The 16,654-nt window shown below is 56.3% G+C and carries 16 protein-coding genes and 1 pseudogene; 4 read left to right on the top strand and 13 right to left on the bottom strand.

Annotated features, from left to right (window positions below):
• Positions 1–54 precede the first annotated feature (54 nt).
• The 5 genes from traA to NYR50_RS14450 all read right to left on the bottom strand — a co-directional run bounded on the left by traA (position 55) and on the right by NYR50_RS14450 (position 5,931).
• Positions 55–3,303, bottom strand: a complete 3,249-nt coding sequence (gene traA, locus NYR50_RS14470) for a Ti-type conjugative transfer relaxase TraA (protein ID WP_418137348.1) — start codon at positions 3,301–3,303, stop codon at positions 55–57.
• Positions 3,304–3,898: 595 nt separating this feature from the next.
• Positions 3,899–4,282: an ester cyclase gene (locus NYR50_RS14465; RefSeq protein WP_418137347.1), complete on the bottom strand. Its 384-nt coding sequence runs from the start codon at positions 4,280–4,282 to the stop codon at positions 3,899–3,901.
• Positions 4,283–4,351: 69 nt separating this feature from the next.
• Positions 4,352–4,954 (bottom strand): histidine phosphatase family protein, encoded by a 603-nt coding sequence (locus tag NYR50_RS14460; protein ID WP_418137346.1) that lies wholly within the window; start codon positions 4,952–4,954, stop codon positions 4,352–4,354.
• Positions 4,955–4,959: 5 nt separating this feature from the next.
• Positions 4,960–5,526 (bottom strand): AAA family ATPase, encoded by a 567-nt coding sequence (locus NYR50_RS14455; RefSeq protein ID WP_418137345.1) that lies wholly within the window; start codon positions 5,524–5,526, stop codon positions 4,960–4,962.
• A 186-nt stretch (positions 5,527–5,712) separates the two neighbouring features.
• Positions 5,713–5,931, bottom strand: coding sequence for a helix-turn-helix domain-containing protein (locus NYR50_RS14450; protein ID WP_418137344.1), 219 nt, complete (start codon positions 5,929–5,931; stop codon positions 5,713–5,715).
• Positions 5,932–6,097: 166 nt separating this feature from the next.
• Between NYR50_RS14450 and NYR50_RS14445 the strand changes: the two genes are divergently transcribed.
• Positions 6,098–6,865 (top strand): hypothetical protein, encoded by a 768-nt coding sequence (locus NYR50_RS14445; protein ID WP_418137343.1) that lies wholly within the window; start codon positions 6,098–6,100, stop codon positions 6,863–6,865.
• A 104-nt stretch (positions 6,866–6,969) separates the two neighbouring features.
• Here NYR50_RS14445 and NYR50_RS14440 read toward each other — a convergent pair whose 3' ends face one another.
• Both NYR50_RS14440 and NYR50_RS14435 read right to left on the bottom strand, forming a co-directional pair.
• Positions 6,970–7,098 carry a hypothetical protein gene (locus NYR50_RS14440; protein ID WP_418137341.1) on the bottom strand — a complete coding sequence of 43 codons (129 nt, stop codon included), beginning with the start codon at positions 7,096–7,098 and terminating at the stop codon, positions 6,970–6,972.
• 462 nt (positions 7,099–7,560) lie between these two features.
• The gene (locus NYR50_RS14435; RefSeq protein WP_418137340.1) at positions 7,561–7,881 is read right to left on the bottom strand and encodes a hypothetical protein; all 321 of its coding nucleotides are present in this window, start codon (positions 7,879–7,881) and stop codon (positions 7,561–7,563) included.
• A 439-nt stretch (positions 7,882–8,320) separates the two neighbouring features.
• Here NYR50_RS14435 and NYR50_RS14430 point away from each other — a divergent pair, with 439 nt between their 5' ends.
• Together NYR50_RS14430 and NYR50_RS14425 are read left to right on the top strand one after the other, a co-directional pair.
• Positions 8,321–8,593, top strand: coding sequence for a helix-turn-helix transcriptional regulator (locus NYR50_RS14430; protein ID WP_418137339.1), 273 nt, complete (start codon positions 8,321–8,323; stop codon positions 8,591–8,593).
• Entirely contained in the window at positions 8,590–9,831 is a 1,242-nt protein-coding gene (locus NYR50_RS14425; RefSeq protein ID WP_418137338.1) for a type II toxin-antitoxin system HipA family toxin, read from the top strand. Before NYR50_RS14430 ends, NYR50_RS14425 begins: the two co-directional genes overlap by 4 nt.
• Before the next feature lie 304 nt (positions 9,832–10,135).
• On the opposite strand, the gene NYR50_RS14420 is transcribed toward NYR50_RS14425, so the two are convergent.
• The 6 genes and pseudogenes from NYR50_RS14420 to NYR50_RS14395 form a co-directional block, all read right to left on the bottom strand.
• Entirely contained in the window at positions 10,136–10,429 is a 294-nt protein-coding gene (locus tag NYR50_RS14420) for an addiction module antidote protein (protein WP_418137337.1), read from the bottom strand.
• Positions 10,422–10,728 (bottom strand): annotated as a pseudogene (locus NYR50_RS14415) (type II toxin-antitoxin system RelE/ParE family toxin). The gene NYR50_RS14420 and the pseudogene NYR50_RS14415 overlap by 8 nt, the downstream one beginning before the upstream one ends.
• A gap of 212 nt (positions 10,729–10,940) precedes the next feature.
• Positions 10,941–12,104 (bottom strand): ATP-binding protein, encoded by a 1,164-nt coding sequence (locus tag NYR50_RS14410; RefSeq protein ID WP_418137336.1) that lies wholly within the window; start codon positions 12,102–12,104, stop codon positions 10,941–10,943.
• Between the two features lie 1,402 nt (positions 12,105–13,506).
• Positions 13,507–13,890, bottom strand: a complete 384-nt coding sequence (locus NYR50_RS14405; RefSeq protein WP_418137334.1) for an ester cyclase — start codon at positions 13,888–13,890, stop codon at positions 13,507–13,509.
• A gap of 70 nt (positions 13,891–13,960) precedes the next feature.
• Positions 13,961–14,389 carry a histidine phosphatase family protein gene (locus tag NYR50_RS14400; protein WP_418138249.1) on the bottom strand — a complete coding sequence of 143 codons (429 nt, stop codon included), beginning with the start codon at positions 14,387–14,389 and terminating at the stop codon, positions 13,961–13,963.
• A 153-nt stretch (positions 14,390–14,542) separates the two neighbouring features.
• Positions 14,543–15,616 (bottom strand): GSU2403 family nucleotidyltransferase fold protein, encoded by a 1,074-nt coding sequence (locus NYR50_RS14395; protein WP_418137333.1) that lies wholly within the window; start codon positions 15,614–15,616, stop codon positions 14,543–14,545.
• Between the two features lie 187 nt (positions 15,617–15,803).
• On the opposite strand from NYR50_RS14395, the gene NYR50_RS14390 reads away from it, so the two are divergent.
• Positions 15,804–16,181 carry a hypothetical protein gene (locus NYR50_RS14390; RefSeq protein ID WP_418137332.1) on the top strand — a complete coding sequence of 126 codons (378 nt, stop codon included), beginning with the start codon at positions 15,804–15,806 and terminating at the stop codon, positions 16,179–16,181.
• Positions 16,182–16,654: the final 473 nt, after the last annotated feature.

The raw sequence follows: 16,654 nt of genomic DNA, 5'->3' as shown, positions 1-16,654 counted from the left end.
CAGGCTGTGCCATCGTCTGTGGTCCCTGTTTTTTGCGCTTGCGAGTGACGGTTGTCATATCCGCAGTCCGACCCTTTGCGTCTGGCCAAGGGTGAGGGTCTGGTTTTCGACCAGTGCAGCGCGATGCGCCCGCTCCACCAACCCGGCCACTTGTTTGATCCAGGCAACGGACTGGGCATCGTCTGCTGTGATCCGGAGTTTTATAAGATCCTCGTTGCGCAGGTTTGCCGTACCGAACCGTGTTTGCAGGGCGTTGTCGATATCTTGCGCTTCCTCCAGCGCCTTGCGGCCTTCAGCAGAGTTCATCATCTGCTTTACGTAACCCGGTTTTTCGCTATATGGCAGGGCGTCGAGACGAGTGAGAATTTCCTCGCTTCGCGCCGTGAGAGCGGGTACCTCGACGGTATCGCATTTCTCCCGCTGCCATGTCTCGGACCGGCGTGTGGCCTCGAGTTGCCGTTCCCATGTTCTGGCGGTGGTCTCGACCAGCGATGCGACTGAGCGGGCGTAGTGCAGCGCCTCTTTTCTCTCCCTGCTGTCACCGAGGATGCCCGACTTGCCGCGCAGCGCCCCGAACTGGTCGGGGCACTCTCTTATGGCTCTTGCCAGAATGGCGGGATCCGTACCGGGATCGACAACATGGTGCGTTATGGCGTTACAGGCAGGGAGTGCATCGCGATAGACACGGATCGCAACGCTGCGCAGCTCTTCAATGCTGCGCTCCAGTTCCGGCCGGGCTTTGTCGCGGGCAATCTCGTCGACGGATTTGTCGTAGCTGACGATGGCGGGGATGAGCGGTGGGGGGACGAAGGGCGCCTCGTGTTGATGGCGCAGTGAGCCCGATACCATCCCGTCAGCCTCCATGCGTTGTCGCTGGCCCTCCACCGCCTGTCGCGGGGCGGGCTGTGCCATCGCCCGCCGCTGCCGGATATCTTCGCCTTCGAGCTCCTTCAATCCGCGTCGTTCGGCAAAGGTGTCGGTATAGTCGAGCGTGGTTTCCTTGAGCCCGGAGCGGCCAAGGGTGGCGGTGAGCGCTTTCATGTCCCTGAGCTCGTCACGCCCGGCATAAAGCCTTGCCTGAAGACGATGACGGGTCATGGCAACATAGGTGAGGTGCCGGTCCATGGTGGCGGAGGCCATGACGAACGTCCGGTCGACGGTTGCCCCTTGCGCCTTGTGAATGGTGGTGGCGTAACCGTGATCAAAGGATTGGTAATCTTTTGGACGGATAGTGAGCGCGCGGCCGGATTTTTGTCCGCCTGAACTGCTGTCGAGCCGCAAATGTATTGCGTCCGGCTCGACGGCATCCACCGTCCCCAGCATGCCGTTTTTGACCCCGAGATCGCGATCGTTCTGCAGCAGGACGATGCGGTCACCGGTGGCAAAGGCTCGGGCGCCATTGACGGTCTGATAGACGATCTCGCCATCTGTTTGCTCGCCAGTTTTCCTGGCGCCAGATGCTTCGTCCCGTGTGACGGACTGGCTGCTGCTTTTTGCAAGAATACCCTCGGCCTGCAGACCTTCCCGGATGGCGTCATTGATGGCGCGGACGTCGATACGGCGATGGGCAAGGGCGATGCGGGACTGGTCCGGATTGTCGCGCAGGTCAGTGAGATAATCGCGCACGAGATCAGCACATGCCCGTTGTCGATCATCGGCAAAACGGATGGCATTCTGCTGATCATATTGTGCCAGTGCTTGAGAGGTGCGGCGGGTGGCAAGGGCGATCGATGCCTGTCGTTGCCAGTCGTGTTTCTGGCGACGAATTTCTGTCAGTTCGATGGCGCCCGTCCGCTCGGCAATGGCCCTGAAGGGAGATCCCGCACCGATCGCCTGCAGCTGCTCGTGATCACCGACCAGCACCAGCTTGGCGCCGCGTGCCTCGACCTCTTTGACGAAACGGCAAAGTTGCCGGCTGCCGATCATGCCGGCCTCGTCGATGACAAGAATGTCCTGCCGACCAAGCATCGATCTGCCATTTTGCCAGCCAAGCTCCCACGACGCCAGCGTGCGCGCGGCAATGCCTGAGGATGCCGACAATCCCTCTGCCGCCTTGCCGGCAAGGGCAGCACCATGAACACGATAACCGTCCGCCTCCCATGCCCGCCGTGCGGCCGTCAGCATGGTCGACTTGCCCGCACCGGCAAAGCCAATGACGGCTGATATCTGTTCAGGTCCGGTGACATGCAACACGGCGCTCTTTTGCTCGTCACTGAGGCCTTGTCCTGACAACTCCCTGTCCTGCCTCGCCATGGAGTTTGTGACCGTCACCGCTCTCACGGCATGGGCCGATCGTTCGGCCATCCTGATCGCACTCGTCGCCATCAGCTGTTCGAGTTCGATCATCTCCCGGGTGGAATAGCGGGCCGGTTCGTGTTGCTGCTCCCGCTGCAGAAGAACGAGCTGCGGTGATGCCATGACGGCGGCAAGGGTAGTGTGGAAGGCAGCCGCATCGGTGATATAGCGGCCAAGCGTTCTGGCGATATCGTGACGGGTAAAGACGCTCTGACCTGATGTGATGAGGGCAAGCACCTGTTCGGGACGGCGGCGGATCAGTTCTGCGTTTCGCTGTGCCGCGTCGTCATCGATACGGCAGCGGGAGACACCGACACCGCGTCCCTTCATCTGCGAGGCGTGCACGCCCATATGGGCCGTCGGTTCAATGGCAAGACCGCGCGACAGATGCGAGCGATGATCGACACGGCGGTCGAGACCGGCACGCAGGAGATGGCGGTTGACGAGACCGGCGAAAGCCTCGCGGATCTGTTTGACCTGCATTTGCGTGGTTGGCAGGCCCCGGTCGATGAGCCATCTGTTCTCGCGCTCGATCAAGGTCTTTTCTCCAAGGCCGTCAGCCGTGATCACCCGGGTGGTCATAACGACATGGGCATGGATGTTGCGCTTGTCGCTCTTGCCCTGCGGCACATGGATGGCGAAGTCGACGGCAGCGCCGAAACGATTGGAAAGATCGGCGGCAAAGGCCCGTGTCAGCGCCAGCCTTCCGGCGTCAGACAGTTCATGCGGAAGGGCGATCTCGAACTCGCGGGCGACACGGGCATCGCAGCGGCGTTCAGCAGCTTCGGCGGCATTCCACAAAACAGACCGATCAAGCGCCCAGGGGGCATCGACACCATCGGGCAGAATGATTTGCGCATGAACGACGCCCTTCTTTGCGGTGAAGTCGTGCGTAATGCACTCACGTTCATTGAGGATCCTGCTGGCGGTTCGATAGGCGATGGCGGCGACCGCACTTTTGCCGGCATTGCGGCCAATCGGTTTCACACTGAAATGATAGATCGCCATGCCGTCTCCCGATAAAACGCGCGGCGGAAGGACCGATGGCTGGAGCCAAGGCTCGGTCGCTCACTTCGGCGCGGATCCCTCGCACAGGACGGCGGTTTTGCCTGCAACGAGGGTGCAACTCGTAAGTGCGCCCTTATGAATCCAGACTAGCGGGACGGGAACGGATGGCTATCTGCAGATCTGCAGCAGCATGTGCTGCGAATTGATCCTCGCCACCTGCCTCGAGGGAAAGAGAGCGTTGTATAGCGTGGATGGATGCGGGCAGTTTCGTGGAAGCGGAACGACGGTCAGGGACGAGGGGGACCGGCAAAATACTGGCACCGGAAAGGGCCAGGAAAGCCCAAGGCTGGCAGTGCTGATCGAGGGTGACAATCTGTCGTCAAAAATTGTGGACGGGATGTTTGGTGTGGTCGAGATGCTTGGTGACGCGTCTAACCGGAAAATCCATCACGACTGGAAACAAGCAAACATGAGGGGCTGGAATAGCCGGCGTGCTGCGGCGTCGGTTGCGGAGGATGCTGCTGCGCAAGAGCGATCATCCACTGCTCGAGAAGCTGCTCAACAAAGGTTAGAACGGTTTAGCCTTTGCTGGCTGTCAGCCAAGCTGACGTTCGATCTCAACCTTGTCTATCACCGACCAGACCCTGCGGATTTTGTTGTGCTCAAATTCGTAAAACACATGCTCGCAGAATTGAACGCGTCGGCCATTGACCGGAAGGTCCATGAAGGTGGTCCTGGGCGTGCAATCGAGCGAAAGCCGGGCGGCAATCCGCGTCGCGTCACTGACCAGGATCTCTGCCTCGAACCGCAGGTCGGGAATGTCGGTAAAGTCTTTGACCAGCATGTCGCGATAGCCTGACAGGCCGAACGGTCGGCCATTGTGTTCGACATGGTCACCGACGAAGGTGCCGAGGTCAACGAAGGCCTGACGGTTGAGGCAGTCGAGATAGGCAAGATAGATGTCGTTGAGTGATTTCATGATGCCCTCTTGCAACGGTGCATGTGATGCCTGCATCCTCTTTGATTAGCCGGATCATGATGGTGCGGGTCAAGCTGTAATGAGATCGCACCCGCCGTTATGTAGTCGATAGAAACCGTCCTGGGGCACGGGAAGTTCGAGCATCTTCGGCTTCGAAAGTCCGAGAAAAACACCGCGAAGGATCCGCCCGAACAGGCCATGGGAAATAGCGATGGTAGGGTGCCGGACATCCGATATCCAGGACGTCGCGCGCTTGCAGGCATCATCGAAACTTTCGCCATCCGGCGCCCTGAAATACCAGTCGAACGCGTCGGATCCATCAAGATGTCCGGGAAACTCGTTGTCGATCTCAAATCGCGTCATCCCGTCCCAGGAGCCCGTCGTAACCTCAACCAGTCGGTCATCTTCGACAGACGGGAGCGGCACCCTGGCCTGGATCCGTTCCGCGGTCTGGCGCACGCGCCCAAGCGGACTGATCCGCATCTGGAACAACTGGTCATCGTTACAGAGCGCGTCGCGGAGCAGGCGGGCGACATGATCCGCCTGCTCGATCCCAATCGGCGTGAGCGGTGAATCCTGTTGCCCCTGAAACCGGCCAAGACAGTTCCAGACTGTTTCGCCATGGCGAAGGAGGTAAATGGTCGGTAGAGCCACGCTTGTTTCATCCTGCACGTCTGTTATCGATTGCTCCACCCGGAAGCATACATACGGAAACGTCCCGATTGCAGCGCATTGATGACGGACTGCAAAGCCTGATCCTTGTCCTTGCCTGACACAGACAGGACGTGGTGCTCAAAGGCGCCGAGATCGGCAAACTGCGCATGAAGATCGGCCACGACCAGCGGATCGCTCAGGCTGTCGCCACCGCGTGCCTGACAGCGGTCAATCGCCTCTGCCGCTGTTGTGCGCAGCACGACGTAATGTAACGGGCAAGAAAGCGCCGTGAAGGCCGGAAGCCAGTCCGGTCGCACGACGCCGTCAAGGATGACGAAATATCCATGGCTGGCGTAGCGCCCTGCAACGTCGGCGGCGATCTGCATGATCATGCAGTTCTGCTGACCGGATTCGGGAAGCCAGGGATCGACGCGCCCATGCTTGATGTATCCCCACAGATCATCGCTATGGAAATGAACTTTTGGCACGCCGGGCAAGTGGGCCAGCGCTTCGGCGATGGTGGATTTGCCGGAACCGGGATGTCCGGAGAGAAGCAGAATATGGCCGGAAAAATCTTCAGGAATGATCATGACGTCGTACTTCATGCTACCGAATCGATCGTCACCCGCTTGCTTCCGATATCGTTGTTCGCGTGATAACGAGTCGCGCTCGAAAGTTTGATATGGCGCAACTTTGGGAAAGGTTCTGGCGTTATTTTGATCCTTAGCGACGATGCTCGCTCGGTACCGCAACTCGTCGTTAGACGTCTAGGAAATCTAGGACAACGGAATGTAATCGTCTTTGTTAACGAGAACTCCAAACGTGACATCGTTGTCTACGAACTTCACGCCAGCTTGTTCTAAAACAAAGCGTATGTTGTCGATAGTTGATTGCTTGAGATCCTCGCCTTTTTCAAGGCGGACTAAGGTGTTTGTCGATATTCCGGCATGTTCCGCAAGTTCGACAACTCCCCATCCTAAAGCGGCACGCGCCATTCTGACTTGCACAGAAAACATAAAAATCGCCATAATTTAGCGAAAAATATTGCTTCGCTATTAATTCCGGTTACTATTCGGGTGCCTGCGTCTCGCAGGCGGCCGAGTCAGGCGTCCTACCGCCGAACTCGACCTAACCACAATCTAGCTATCTGGAGCTTGGATCATGGCTGATTCTGAGAATAGCAGAACTTTACCTAAAATTTCGTGCGCAAATGTATTTCCGAACGAGACGTTTGTCGACAACCTGCCAAGCGTGATCAACCGGCGCAATCTTCTGCCGCTGGCTGCGCGAATTCTTCCGATGCTGCTCAACGATCTTCCGCCGCGCACGATTGCCGGACCGGTGCATGCCAGGGAACTGTGGCCTGACTGGTACGACATGTATCAGCAGCGCCTTGCTGCCGAGCGTGAATGCAGGGAGCTTGAAGCGCGACTGCTCGAAGAGACGGGCGGTCGGCCTTCTGTCGTGATTGCCGTCGATGACGGTGGTCCATCGCCGGGGAGGGTGTCTTCTTTCGAGGAGATCAGGGAACTGGCGCCGCGGATCGGCTCTGAAGCTGCAGAGAGCGCGCGTCTGGAGTTGCTGAGACTGAGACGGGCATGGAATGCCGCCGACCGTCGGATCGGCTATAGTGCGAGCCTTGAGAAGGCGCAGGATCTGGCCCGGTTTGAAGGGATCGCAGGGCGTGTGCTGATTTCGCTGCAACCCTATTACATCCACGACATCGCCGCCAAGCTTCACTGCATGCTTGTGATGTATGATCCGGAGCTTCGCAACGAAGAGACCCCATGGCCGCAACTGCGCCGCATGCTGCGCGAGTTGATCCAGCCGCAGTGGTCTGTGATTGAACCACAATCGCGTATCCGCCTGCTGCGGCCGAAGACGCGTGCGAGGCGGTTTCAGGAGGAGAGGGACAGGATTGCCGTTTGAACGATGGCGGAGCGGGCTTTGGAGGCGCGGCAGCGGTCTTTGGTGAACAGGATCGTCGCCGGGTCTTCGGCGCCCTGCGACGGGGAGACAGAAACTCGCCCCGCCTATGTGGCAAGGCCCGTCACCAGATATGCGGACGCCAGAAGCAGGCTGATGATTGTAAAGAATATGAGAGCTGCTGCCAGTTCATCGAACATTCCTTCGCGTTCATTGCGATTCCAGTCGTAAGCCATAGCCAACCTCCATCGTTGCTGTGAAAGAAGGGTGGTCTCCTATGGTTAATGAAATCCTAATGATCGCAGGCTGAATGTTTCCGGTATGATCTGGTATGTTGACTGACACAACGGTTTCGTGGCGCTGGCAAGTTAAAGCCAGGGAAACGCCTTAAAGCCGGGAAACGCCAGAGGATCCGCTGTGCATGGGTTGGAGGTCTACAGAATTACAATGACGGTCACCGCAAAAGTTCAGGCGACCGTTCCGGCAGCACTACGAGAGCTTCGCAAAATTGTATCAGGACGGTTCGCCGGTTTTGTCCCGGACCGGAGGGGCGGATCGTGCTTGTCGAAGAAGACAGCGAAGAACAGACACTCTTTGGCAGGCTACGCGGCCATGCTGCAATAGGGCTTGATACCGGTGAGATCATAGCTATGACGCGTCGCTGACGATGCGGAATGAGGCGGGCAATAAGGTGACGTTCAGCCGGCAGGTTTGACGAGGCTGATTTCAGTTTTGCTGTCGAGGACGATATGCAGGTCCCTGATCATGGCGGCCGCCTGCAGCAGTGCGTTTCGGACCTCTTCATCGCTGCGCCATCCGCGTTCGATGGAGAGGGCAACGGTGTGGAGGTCAACGAGACTGTCACGGCCGGGTCCGGATGGAATTCCGATTGTTTCGCGCATGTCGCGGATTGTTGTGACTGCCCGTTCGAGCATGCGCCGCTTCTGATATTCATCGAGATGATCGAGCCTGTTGGCGTCGCGGATGAGCTCGGCAATGAAGCTGTTCGTCAGGGTCATGGCACACGAGGTTGCCGGGTCGATTGAGTGGCGTCAACGGAAGACCGACGAAGAGATGTTGAAGGGCGCGTTTTCAGATGTTGCTGTGGTGCCGATGCATCAGGGGTGGTCGATAGTGAGGATAGTTTTTCACCGATATCTTTTTTTTGCAGTATATACAAATAATATATACATAAATATCATATATTTATGTAATAATCCGGATGTGAATTGTGAATATTATGGTCATCGCTGGTGTAGCAATTTATCGGACAGTGATGATGAAACCATCGGCTCCTGAGGCGAGGGAAAGATCCTGGCTCTTATCGAGTGCGATCTCACACAAATTCCCGATCAGGATGATTTGGCGCGATCAAGTAGAAGACTTACCGATCGGGAAGCTATACCTTGATTCTTTGGAAAACTTCCTGTACGGTAAGTCAAACGATGGAGGTTGACGATGTTCAGGTCCGCGCGTGATTTCGGCGCTGCTATCAAGGAGAGACGCAAAGCGCTTGGCTGGACCCAAACCGGGCTTGCTGCCCGTTCCGGAACGGGTGAACGTTTCATCGTCGAGCTTGAATCCGGCAAACCGAGCTGCCAGCTCGAAAAAGCCCTGGTTGTCGCGCGCGCAGTTGGAATCGATCTTGGCGATCTGAAGACAGTCCAGACTGTGCAAGCCGCGCCGGACGATGACCTCGGCTTTGTGCCGATGTTTGGTGCTGATCGATGACAACCATCTACTACGAGACCTTGCCTGTCGCCCATCTGACTTTTGAAGGCGAATGGAGGCTGGACTATGATCCAGGCTGGGAAGCACGCCGCCGGGCCTTTCCGGTGTCGCTCACCATGCCGCTGCGCGCCGGATCCGTGGGGGCTGCGAAACTGCTGCCCTGGCTTGCCAATCTGCTTCCGGAAACCCATCTTGCCGAGATCGGTCAGCGCCTCAAGGTTTCCCCGCAAGATATTGTCGGTCTGCTTGGTCATATCGGCCGTGACACGGCGGGGGCGCTATCGATCGGGGAGCCGCGGAAAGCTGGCGTCAACCTCCAGCCCGTGCCGGATGAGCAGGCGCTGGAGCGTATTCTCAATGAACTTCCTGCCAAACCCTTTCTGGTCGGAGAGCTTGGTGTTTCCATGTCCCTGGCGGGCGTTCAGGAGAAGCTGCCGGTGTCTGTTGACGGGAGTGGCCGTATTTCAGTTCCGGTCGACGGGACGCCATCCACGCATGTTCTCAAGCCGGATACAAAACACCTTGCGGGGAGCGTCGAGAACGAAGCCTTTTGCCTGTCGCTTGCGCGTGCCTGCGGCCTGGATGCGGCCGAGGCGACGATCGGAGTAGCTGGCAGGCGACGTTATCTTCTCGTGAAACGCTATGATCGCTTTACCGACGCTCAAGGCGAGATCCGCAGGCTGCATCAGGAAGATCTTTGCCAGTTAACGGGTTACTTCCCCTCGCAGAAATACGAGCAATCCTCGACCGGCCGCGGCGTGACCATGAAGATGATGTTTGACGCCGTCAGCGATCTTGTTTCGCCTGGCGAGCGGTTGAAACTTCTCGATGCGGTGATCTTCAATGTTCTGATCTGCAATTCGGATTCGCATGCCAAAAATTACTCTATCCTGATTGGCGCCGGTGGGTCCGCGAAGATGGCTCCACTCTATGACCTGATGTGCGCTGCCGTCTATCGCCAGGTCGACCAGAGCCTGCCGCAGGGGATTTCTGGTCGGTTCCGTGCGCCTGACCTGCGGCGTGCCGACTGGCAGGCACTGGCTGATGACATCGGACTGAGCGGCGCATCGACGTTGAGACGGGTAGAGGAACTTGCACGACTGGTCAGCGTCGCATGCGATGAGGTAGCATCGCAGATCGCTGCCCTCTCCAGCGATCCGACGCGGATTCTTGAGCGAATTACTCACAGCGTTCAAAAGCGGTGCCGGCGAATTCAGGAGCAGGTGCGTGATCAATGAAACGCAAGCTGACTAGGCTCCACCAATTGATTTTCGGGGTGCACAGCTGCTGACATCGTTCGGTCTCTCGACGGGCTTCCTTTGTTAGGGTGCATAACAGTCCCGGGGCGACCAGATTCTGATCGCTGGATTCGCTAAAATTACAGCTATACCTTTGTCGGCGGCATTAACTCCCCGGTGCTATCCTGGGCGTGAGGGGCATGGGATACGATGGCTAAAGTTGTGCGGTTCAGGTCGCGGCATACGTCATGATCGCGGGACGCCGCTCCCGCAGCTTGATCCGGGGCGTATGCGGAGCACCGTGTTACTGCGCGGCATGGGCCTTGGCGGTCACGTCAACACCGAGTGCTCTCATAACGGCCAACGTCGTTTTGAGCGTTGGGTTACCGCGCTCGCTGAATGATCGGTAAAGCTGTTCGCGAGACAGGCCTGTTTTGCGCGAGATTTCGGTCATCCCTTTAGCACGTGCAACGACGCCGAGCGCCTTTGCAACATAGGCTGCATCGCCGGTTTCGAAGGCGTCGGCCATGAACGCGGCGATTTCTTCATCATCGATTAAAGCGGCAGCAGGATCATAGGTGGTGAGTTTTTCAGCCATCTTTTTCGCTCCATTCCTTGGCGAGTTTATGCGCGGTGGCAATATCACGGGCTTGCGATCCTTTGTCGCCACCGCATAAAAGTACGATGAGAATATTGCCCCGTCTCTGAAAGTAGACGCGATAACCGGGGCCATAGTGTATTCAGTAGTTCACTGACGCCTTCCCCAACCGGCTCGACGTCTCCCGGCAAGCCTTCAGCCAGCCGCATCAAGCGCGCCGCGATTATAGTCCTCGCTCGTTTGTCCTTTAGACGGGTTTCCCATTTGGCGAAAACCACCGTCTGCTTTAGCTCGGTCATGAGATGAATCGTAGTCTATAAACTACACCATAGCAAGGTTGGAAGAGAGTTGATGACCCTAAAAAAAGCGTAGCTGGCCACGTTTGTCCGTCTCGAACGTAGCGGGAAGTGGTTTGCGCTGTGCTGGACGAATCTGGGTCAGCAGTCGCGCTTACAGCAAACAAAGGGAGCCAGTCGAGGGATCACGTTCTCCGCGCTGGGAGGACATGGGGCTATTGGTCTTGCAAAAGGCGGCCCGCAGTTGGAAGCGACATTGCGGTCACATTGTTTGGCAGAGGAAACGACTCCTCTCCAGGATAGATAACGATGCGTTTTAGCGGCTTTAGATCTTCGCAAGCAAGGTGAAACCCTTTTTCGAGTTTCGGCGACAGACTTCGCTTGATCTCTATTGCCCAGGGCTTTTGGCCTGGAGGGGTGAGCAGAAGATCGATCTCGGCGCCGGCCGCCGTACGGTAGAAGTTGGCCGCAGTGCCGTGAGGCGAGGAGGCAACGAGTGTTTCGATCACAAAGCCCTCCCAACTGGCACCGACAATGGGATGTCCGAGCAGTTGCTCGGTGCTTCCAAGCCCAAGAAGTGCGTGGGCAATGCCGCTGTCTCTAACATAGATTTTGGGTGATTTGACTAACCGCTTACCGATGTTGGCATGCCAGGGTTCGAGACGACGCACCAAAAGCAGGTCGACGAGAAGATCGAGATAGGAAGCCACGGTCTTGCCATCGACCCCGAGGGAGCGGGCGAGTTCGGCTGCATTAAGAAGCCCGGAGTGATGATGAGCCAGCATGGTCCAGAATCGTCTCAAGGTCTCAGCGGGAATGCGCGGTCCCAGCAGCGGAATATCGCGTTCGAGATAGGTACGAATGAAATCCTGGCGCCAGCGCATGCTACGATTGTCGCTGGAAGCAAGGAAACTATCAGGAAATCCACCCCGTAGCCAAAGTTTTTCCAGTGCATTTGCCGGCACTTCCAATCCATCGACAGGCTGCATTTCAAGATAAGCTATGCGGCCAGCCAGTGTTTCTCCAGATTGTTTGAGGAGATCGATGGAAGCCGAGCCAAGTAGCAGGAACTGGCCGGTGCGCCGTCCGGAGCGGCGATTTCGATCGATCAAGCCCCGCAGGATCTGGAACACGTTAGGCAGACGATGAACTTCGTCAAGGATGACGAGTTTGTCACCATGACTTGCAAGATAGAGCTCCGGTTCCGATAGTTTGGCGCGGTCCGCTTCTGATTCCAGATCAAGATAGATCGAGGGCCGGGTTTCTCCAATATTGAGTGCAAGTGTTGTTTTGCCGACTTGGCGAGGGCCCAACAGTGCAACCGCAGGACTTTCATCCACCAGATGTCGGAGTTCGGTTTCAATTCTTCGTTCAATCATCCTTGCATTTATGGAGCTTCATTCCGTAATTGCAAGGATAAATTTGAAGCACGTTAGGAGCTTGGCTGCCCGACCGATTCTCCGCGACGCGTTGGCCACTTGCGGACATTACGCGACTAATCCCACCATCCGCGGGGCAACGTCGAGCGCTTTCGCAACCAGTTCGTCCCCGTTTGAGCTCGTCAGCGAGGACTGTTTTGAGCAGAAACATTTTAAACAACCGCGACGGCGTCCATTTCAATGAGAATGTCAGGGTGAAAAAACGCGGATACCTGTACGAGGATACTGGTAGGTAGAGGCTACCTGCCGCGAAGTGCGCTACGCCAATCTTTATGTGTTTAAGCATGGAATGTTGCCCCCCTGGCGGGGTGAATGTTCCGTGCTGATTGACACTCTGGACACGCCGTAAGCTCGGATATGAGCTGTGGGCCTCCTGACGCTTGTGACGCCCCAGGCATGATACTTTTTGGGCCGATGATCTTTCTGGGAATACCTGCGGCGTGTGTTGTAACAGGTATTTTGACGCTTAAGATCTGGATCGATCTCCGCCCTACGAGGCGATAGCGACCTGCGACCCAATCGGAAAGGCGCATCGAACGGCTGACGCCGTGGGCGGGGGCTTACAGATTAAGCATATCCTCGAGAGCTAATTGACAAACTCATTGGAAGTCTCGATTGATTTCCACGTTTCATGGGAACGAGCAACGTTTTTCTAGCTCAAATACTTTCCCGAATATTGGTTACTCGTACTCTATTTATTTCATCAAGCATGCCGCTTCCAGCTATCTGGAGCGGCTTTTGATAGAGGCAAGCCGATGTTCTCAATGATTGAAATCTAATTTAGAACAATTGGCGCGGATGTTCTCACATAGTTCGCCTGTTGTTCGGCGATCTTTATGAGGCCGACAATTCGCCATGGAGGCGCCGCCACTGTTTGCCGCTCTCGCCGTCGGCCAGCAACGCAAATCGAGCTTGAGCGAACGGGCGGTAAGGGCACATTCAGTGCCCTTTTGTCTCGCTATCTTTCTTCGCCTGGTCGTGATGCCACTTGATGGCATAATACATACCTATGCCGAGCACTATGATTTTGAACGGGAAGAAGACGTAAGGAAACCAATCTACCCAAGAACCATCGGACATTTCGAGCGTTTCCATTCTGCTGTTTGGAATTGGCTATCCTTAGGGATAGCACTCACTCGAAATGCTCTTCCAACGGCTCCATTACAAGGGCGCCAAGCATGGTCTTTTTGACGCAGGCTGCGACAGCTCGCCCCCATTGGCCACAGCCCGGGCTTTCTCGGTGACGTTGACTGCGTGTTTTGCTTTGGTGAGCATCGGAGTGCTCTCGCTTTAAACCTGGGAGATGTTCAATTTTCATTTTGTCCAAATGAACGGCGCGATCTCAGGCAATCTGGCGTTCGATCTCAGCCTTGTCGATGACCGACCAGACCTTGCGGATTTTTCTGTGCTCGAATTCGTAGAACGCATGCTCGCAGAATTGAACGCGCCGGCCATTGACCGGAAGGTCCATGAAGGTGGATTTGGGAGTGCAATCGAACGAAAGCCGGGCGCCGATCCGGGTCACGTCGCTGACAAGGATCTCTGCCTGAAACCGAAGGTCTGGAATATCAGCAAAGTCCCTGACCAGCATGTCGCGATAGCCCGGCAGCCCGAACGCCCGGCCGTTGTGTTCGACAGTATCGTCGACGAATGTGCCGCGCTCATCGAAGGCCTGGCGATTAAGGCAGTCGAGATAAGCCAGGTAAATGACGTTAAGTGTATGCATATGTTTCTCCCCTTTTGGCATGGCGGATGACGTCCGTAGCCGCTGGACTTTCTGGATCACGGGGTGCAGGTCAAGCTGTGATGAGATCGCACCTGCCATCATCTAGTCGGTAGAACCCATCCTGCGGAACGGGTAGTTCGAGCATCTCCGACTTCGAAAGTCCGAGAAACACACCCCCGAAGGATCCGCCCGAACAGACCATGGGAAATGGCGATCGTCGGATGCCGGATATCCAAGATCCATGACGTCGCGCGCTTGCAGGCGTCATCAAAACTTTCACCATTTGGCGCCCTGAATACCAGTCGAACGCGTTGGATCCGTCAAGATGGCCGGGAAACTCGTTGTCGATCTCAAATCGCGTCATCCCGTCCCAGGACCCAGTCGTAACCTCAACCAGTCGGTCATCTTCTATATACGGGAGCGGCACCTTGGCCTGTACGCGTTCCGCCGTCTGTCGCACGCGCCCGAGCGGGCGATTTGCATCCGGAAAACTGTTCATCGTCGCAAAGAGCGTCACGGAGCAGGCGTGCGTCTTGCTGCAAAGGCAGAAAAAACAGTCGTGCCGCGTGTCTTCAGCGACAACGACCATGAAAACGCCCGCTGTATCGTTGGCAGGGCCCGGGTCGCATGCCCTGTCTTGTTCTCCCATGTCCTACGCCTTACCGAGGCGGTCTACCGTGACACCAAGGGCATTTGCCAACGCGAGCTTGCCGTTGTCTGGCATTAATACGAGGCCCGACAGGATCGCTTCCTGCCATGCCTCCCCGCGTTCCCACGCTTCGTGGTAGGCATCGGCAAGCAGATAGCTCTGCCGCGTCTCCGTGAGTGCCTCACACAGCAACGAGGCCTGTAGGAGGTCCTTATCCTTCTTGGCTCGCCCTAGGGCGTCGCTGCGCCTCCTCGATGCAACGATCAGCTTGTGGACGGCATACCGCTCGGGTGCGGGGATATTCACGCTTACGCCTTCCCGGTGCAGTAGTACGGTCCTTATGGGTTCGTAGATCAGGAAGTCCAGGAACCGCAGGTTTTCAGCAGACGCGCCTCCAAGGGCAGGCATTGGGGATGGCTTGCCCGTGTAGTCATCCGATCCACGATTAGTCGTCAGGAATTCGACACGGTAGTTCACCGAATTTGAAAAGGCCACCACCTTTGCCTTGTCGGCCTGATGCGGGAGCGCCCTGAACGTGCTGTCTATTGATCTCAGGAGATCGAGGATTGGAGGCAGGCTGTCCTCGACTTCCGCCGAAATCGCAAAGTCCTGCGCGAAGTCCGCATCGCCTGTTTGCATAGAGGTACCAGGGAGACGAACGCCAAGGAGGCCTGAGTAACAGCTGAAAGCCACAGAACCGACGAGGAGTGCCCTCAGACGAAAGAGGCCCGCGTCAGCGAGTACTTTGGTCACTTCGCCCGCGAAGCGATCCGGCGCAGACATGCCGCCACTTCGCAGCAGCATGCCGACGAGCTTGCGCCGCTCCCGAATGTCGTCTTTGACTTGCCTGTGGGCATTCACCCGGGCATTGATGTCGACGTCATCCTCCGGGCCGACATAGCGTCTCTTGTCCTTGCCTTCAGAAGTTGGGAGATCAAAATACCAGTAATTTCGCCCCTTGACCGGAACGGAAACAAACCGGCCTTCGAGTGGAAAGTCTGCCTGAAACTGAGCATCGAATGTCCGCTGCGCGAGTTCAGCGAACGCCGTTCTATAAACGAGGTCAATCTGTTTCATCGCTCGATCCAGTTATAATTAATTTGCGAAAACATTATAACTCTGCTGTCAGATGTCAATGGAGCGAGGCTAGACCGCTTTGTTTCAAATTCAGAAAGTGGACACTGGTGCGCTTCGGCACCATTGCTTTCAGGCCGTCGAGGCGGCAACTGTAGACGGCTGCTTTGATTTTTGGGGATTGAATTGAATGAGGACAGCTTTATTTCTCTGTGCCGCTGCGATGACATTGACTGGCTGCCAAACTCCGGCACCACAATCGGTTTTAGATTCGCAGCGCCCTCCGTCCAAATCGATTAAACGTGACTATGTGGACGCATTGCGCGGAACCATCAAACCCGGAGATTTCACGAAAGCCGAGATTTCGAGCGTCGTGCTACTCGATCCTGAAAGGCGGATTTACGCTTTTTGCACGCGCACGGCGGAACGTGCCGACCCGAATTGGTCCTATGTCGGCGTAGCCTTAAAACACAACGTGAGCGTGGACGCCTCAAAGAATGACTACCGCTGCCGTGACAAGCGGCTGCGGTACTACGATTTTCCTGAGTTGCTGAACATGAAGTCCTGATAGAGCCCGGCAGGCGGCGCTTAGCTCCTTTCGCCCGCCTGTTGCCGGCTGCGGAGATTGCAAGGCCAGCTTCGAGGTGCTGCTATACCGGGTGTCTTCAGGGTGCGTAGGCGGAATATTATACCTTCATAATCGCTATTAATACATATATTTGTATATTTATACTTGTTAATAGGAATGAATTTTCCTCTTGGCGAGGGCGATTGGGTGGTTTGGTTAGGATTAGATCAGCGGTGGGAGGGTATCGGAAAACATATAATTTATTCATCCGGATACGCAAAACATATAAATAAGCATAAACCAACCGCATTAAGGGGAGAGTGGGGATTTGATTGGTAAGGCTCGTCAGTTTGTGCGCAGATAATTTTGGGCCGCTATAGCCATGTGATTTTATATATGTTTTTACAGCGAGGTGGATTTATTTATATGGGAAGCAGGAAGGAATCTGGATTGGGAAGTGGATTGAAAAGGCG

It is taken from the genome of Agrobacterium sp. El2ro-1b (assembly GCF_048298475.1).
GTDB classification, from domain to species: Bacteria; Pseudomonadota; Alphaproteobacteria; order Rhizobiales; family Rhizobiaceae; genus Agrobacterium; species Agrobacterium fabrum.
The sequence above is the reverse complement of the archived record's forward strand: the minus strand, read 5'-3'. Positions and strand labels throughout refer to the sequence as shown.

What these genes read in the sequence shown, in the direction of transcription:
- traA (WP_418137348.1), bottom strand. Translation starts at nt 3,303, where the DNA reads ATGGCGATCTATCATTTCAGTGTGAAACCGATTGGCCGCAATGCCGGC.
- NYR50_RS14465 (WP_418137347.1), bottom strand. Translation starts at nt 4,282, where the DNA reads ATGAAATCACTCAACGACATCTATCTTGCCTATCTCGACTGCCTCAAC.
- NYR50_RS14455 (WP_418137345.1), bottom strand. Translation starts at nt 5,526, where the DNA reads ATGATCATTCCTGAAGATTTTTCCGGCCATATTCTGCTTCTCTCCGGA.
- NYR50_RS14450 (WP_418137344.1), bottom strand. Translation starts at nt 5,931, where the DNA reads ATGGCGCGTGCCGCTTTAGGATGGGGAGTTGTCGAACTTGCGGAACAT.
- NYR50_RS14445 (WP_418137343.1), top strand. Translation starts at nt 6,098, where the DNA reads ATGGCTGATTCTGAGAATAGCAGAACTTTACCTAAAATTTCGTGCGCA.
- NYR50_RS14440 (WP_418137341.1), bottom strand. Translation starts at nt 7,098, where the DNA reads ATGGCTTACGACTGGAATCGCAATGAACGCGAAGGAATGTTCGATGAA.
- NYR50_RS14435 (WP_418137340.1), bottom strand. Translation starts at nt 7,881, where the DNA reads ATGACCCTGACGAACAGCTTCATTGCCGAGCTCATCCGCGACGCCAAC.
- NYR50_RS14430 (WP_418137339.1), top strand. Translation starts at nt 8,321, where the DNA reads ATGTTCAGGTCCGCGCGTGATTTCGGCGCTGCTATCAAGGAGAGACGC.
- NYR50_RS14425 (WP_418137338.1), top strand. Translation starts at nt 8,590, where the DNA reads ATGACAACCATCTACTACGAGACCTTGCCTGTCGCCCATCTGACTTTT.
- NYR50_RS14420 (WP_418137337.1), bottom strand. Translation starts at nt 10,429, where the DNA reads ATGGCTGAAAAACTCACCACCTATGATCCTGCTGCCGCTTTAATCGAT.
- NYR50_RS14410 (WP_418137336.1), bottom strand. Translation starts at nt 12,104, where the DNA reads ATGATTGAACGAAGAATTGAAACCGAACTCCGACATCTGGTGGATGAA.
- NYR50_RS14405 (WP_418137334.1), bottom strand. Translation starts at nt 13,890, where the DNA reads ATGCATACACTTAACGTCATTTACCTGGCTTATCTCGACTGCCTTAAT.
- NYR50_RS14400 (WP_418138249.1), bottom strand. Translation starts at nt 14,389, where the DNA reads ATGAACAGTTTTCCGGATGCAAATCGCCCGCTCGGGCGCGTGCGACAG.
- NYR50_RS14395 (WP_418137333.1), bottom strand. Translation starts at nt 15,616, where the DNA reads ATGAAACAGATTGACCTCGTTTATAGAACGGCGTTCGCTGAACTCGCG.
- NYR50_RS14390 (WP_418137332.1), top strand. Translation starts at nt 15,804, where the DNA reads ATGAGGACAGCTTTATTTCTCTGTGCCGCTGCGATGACATTGACTGGC.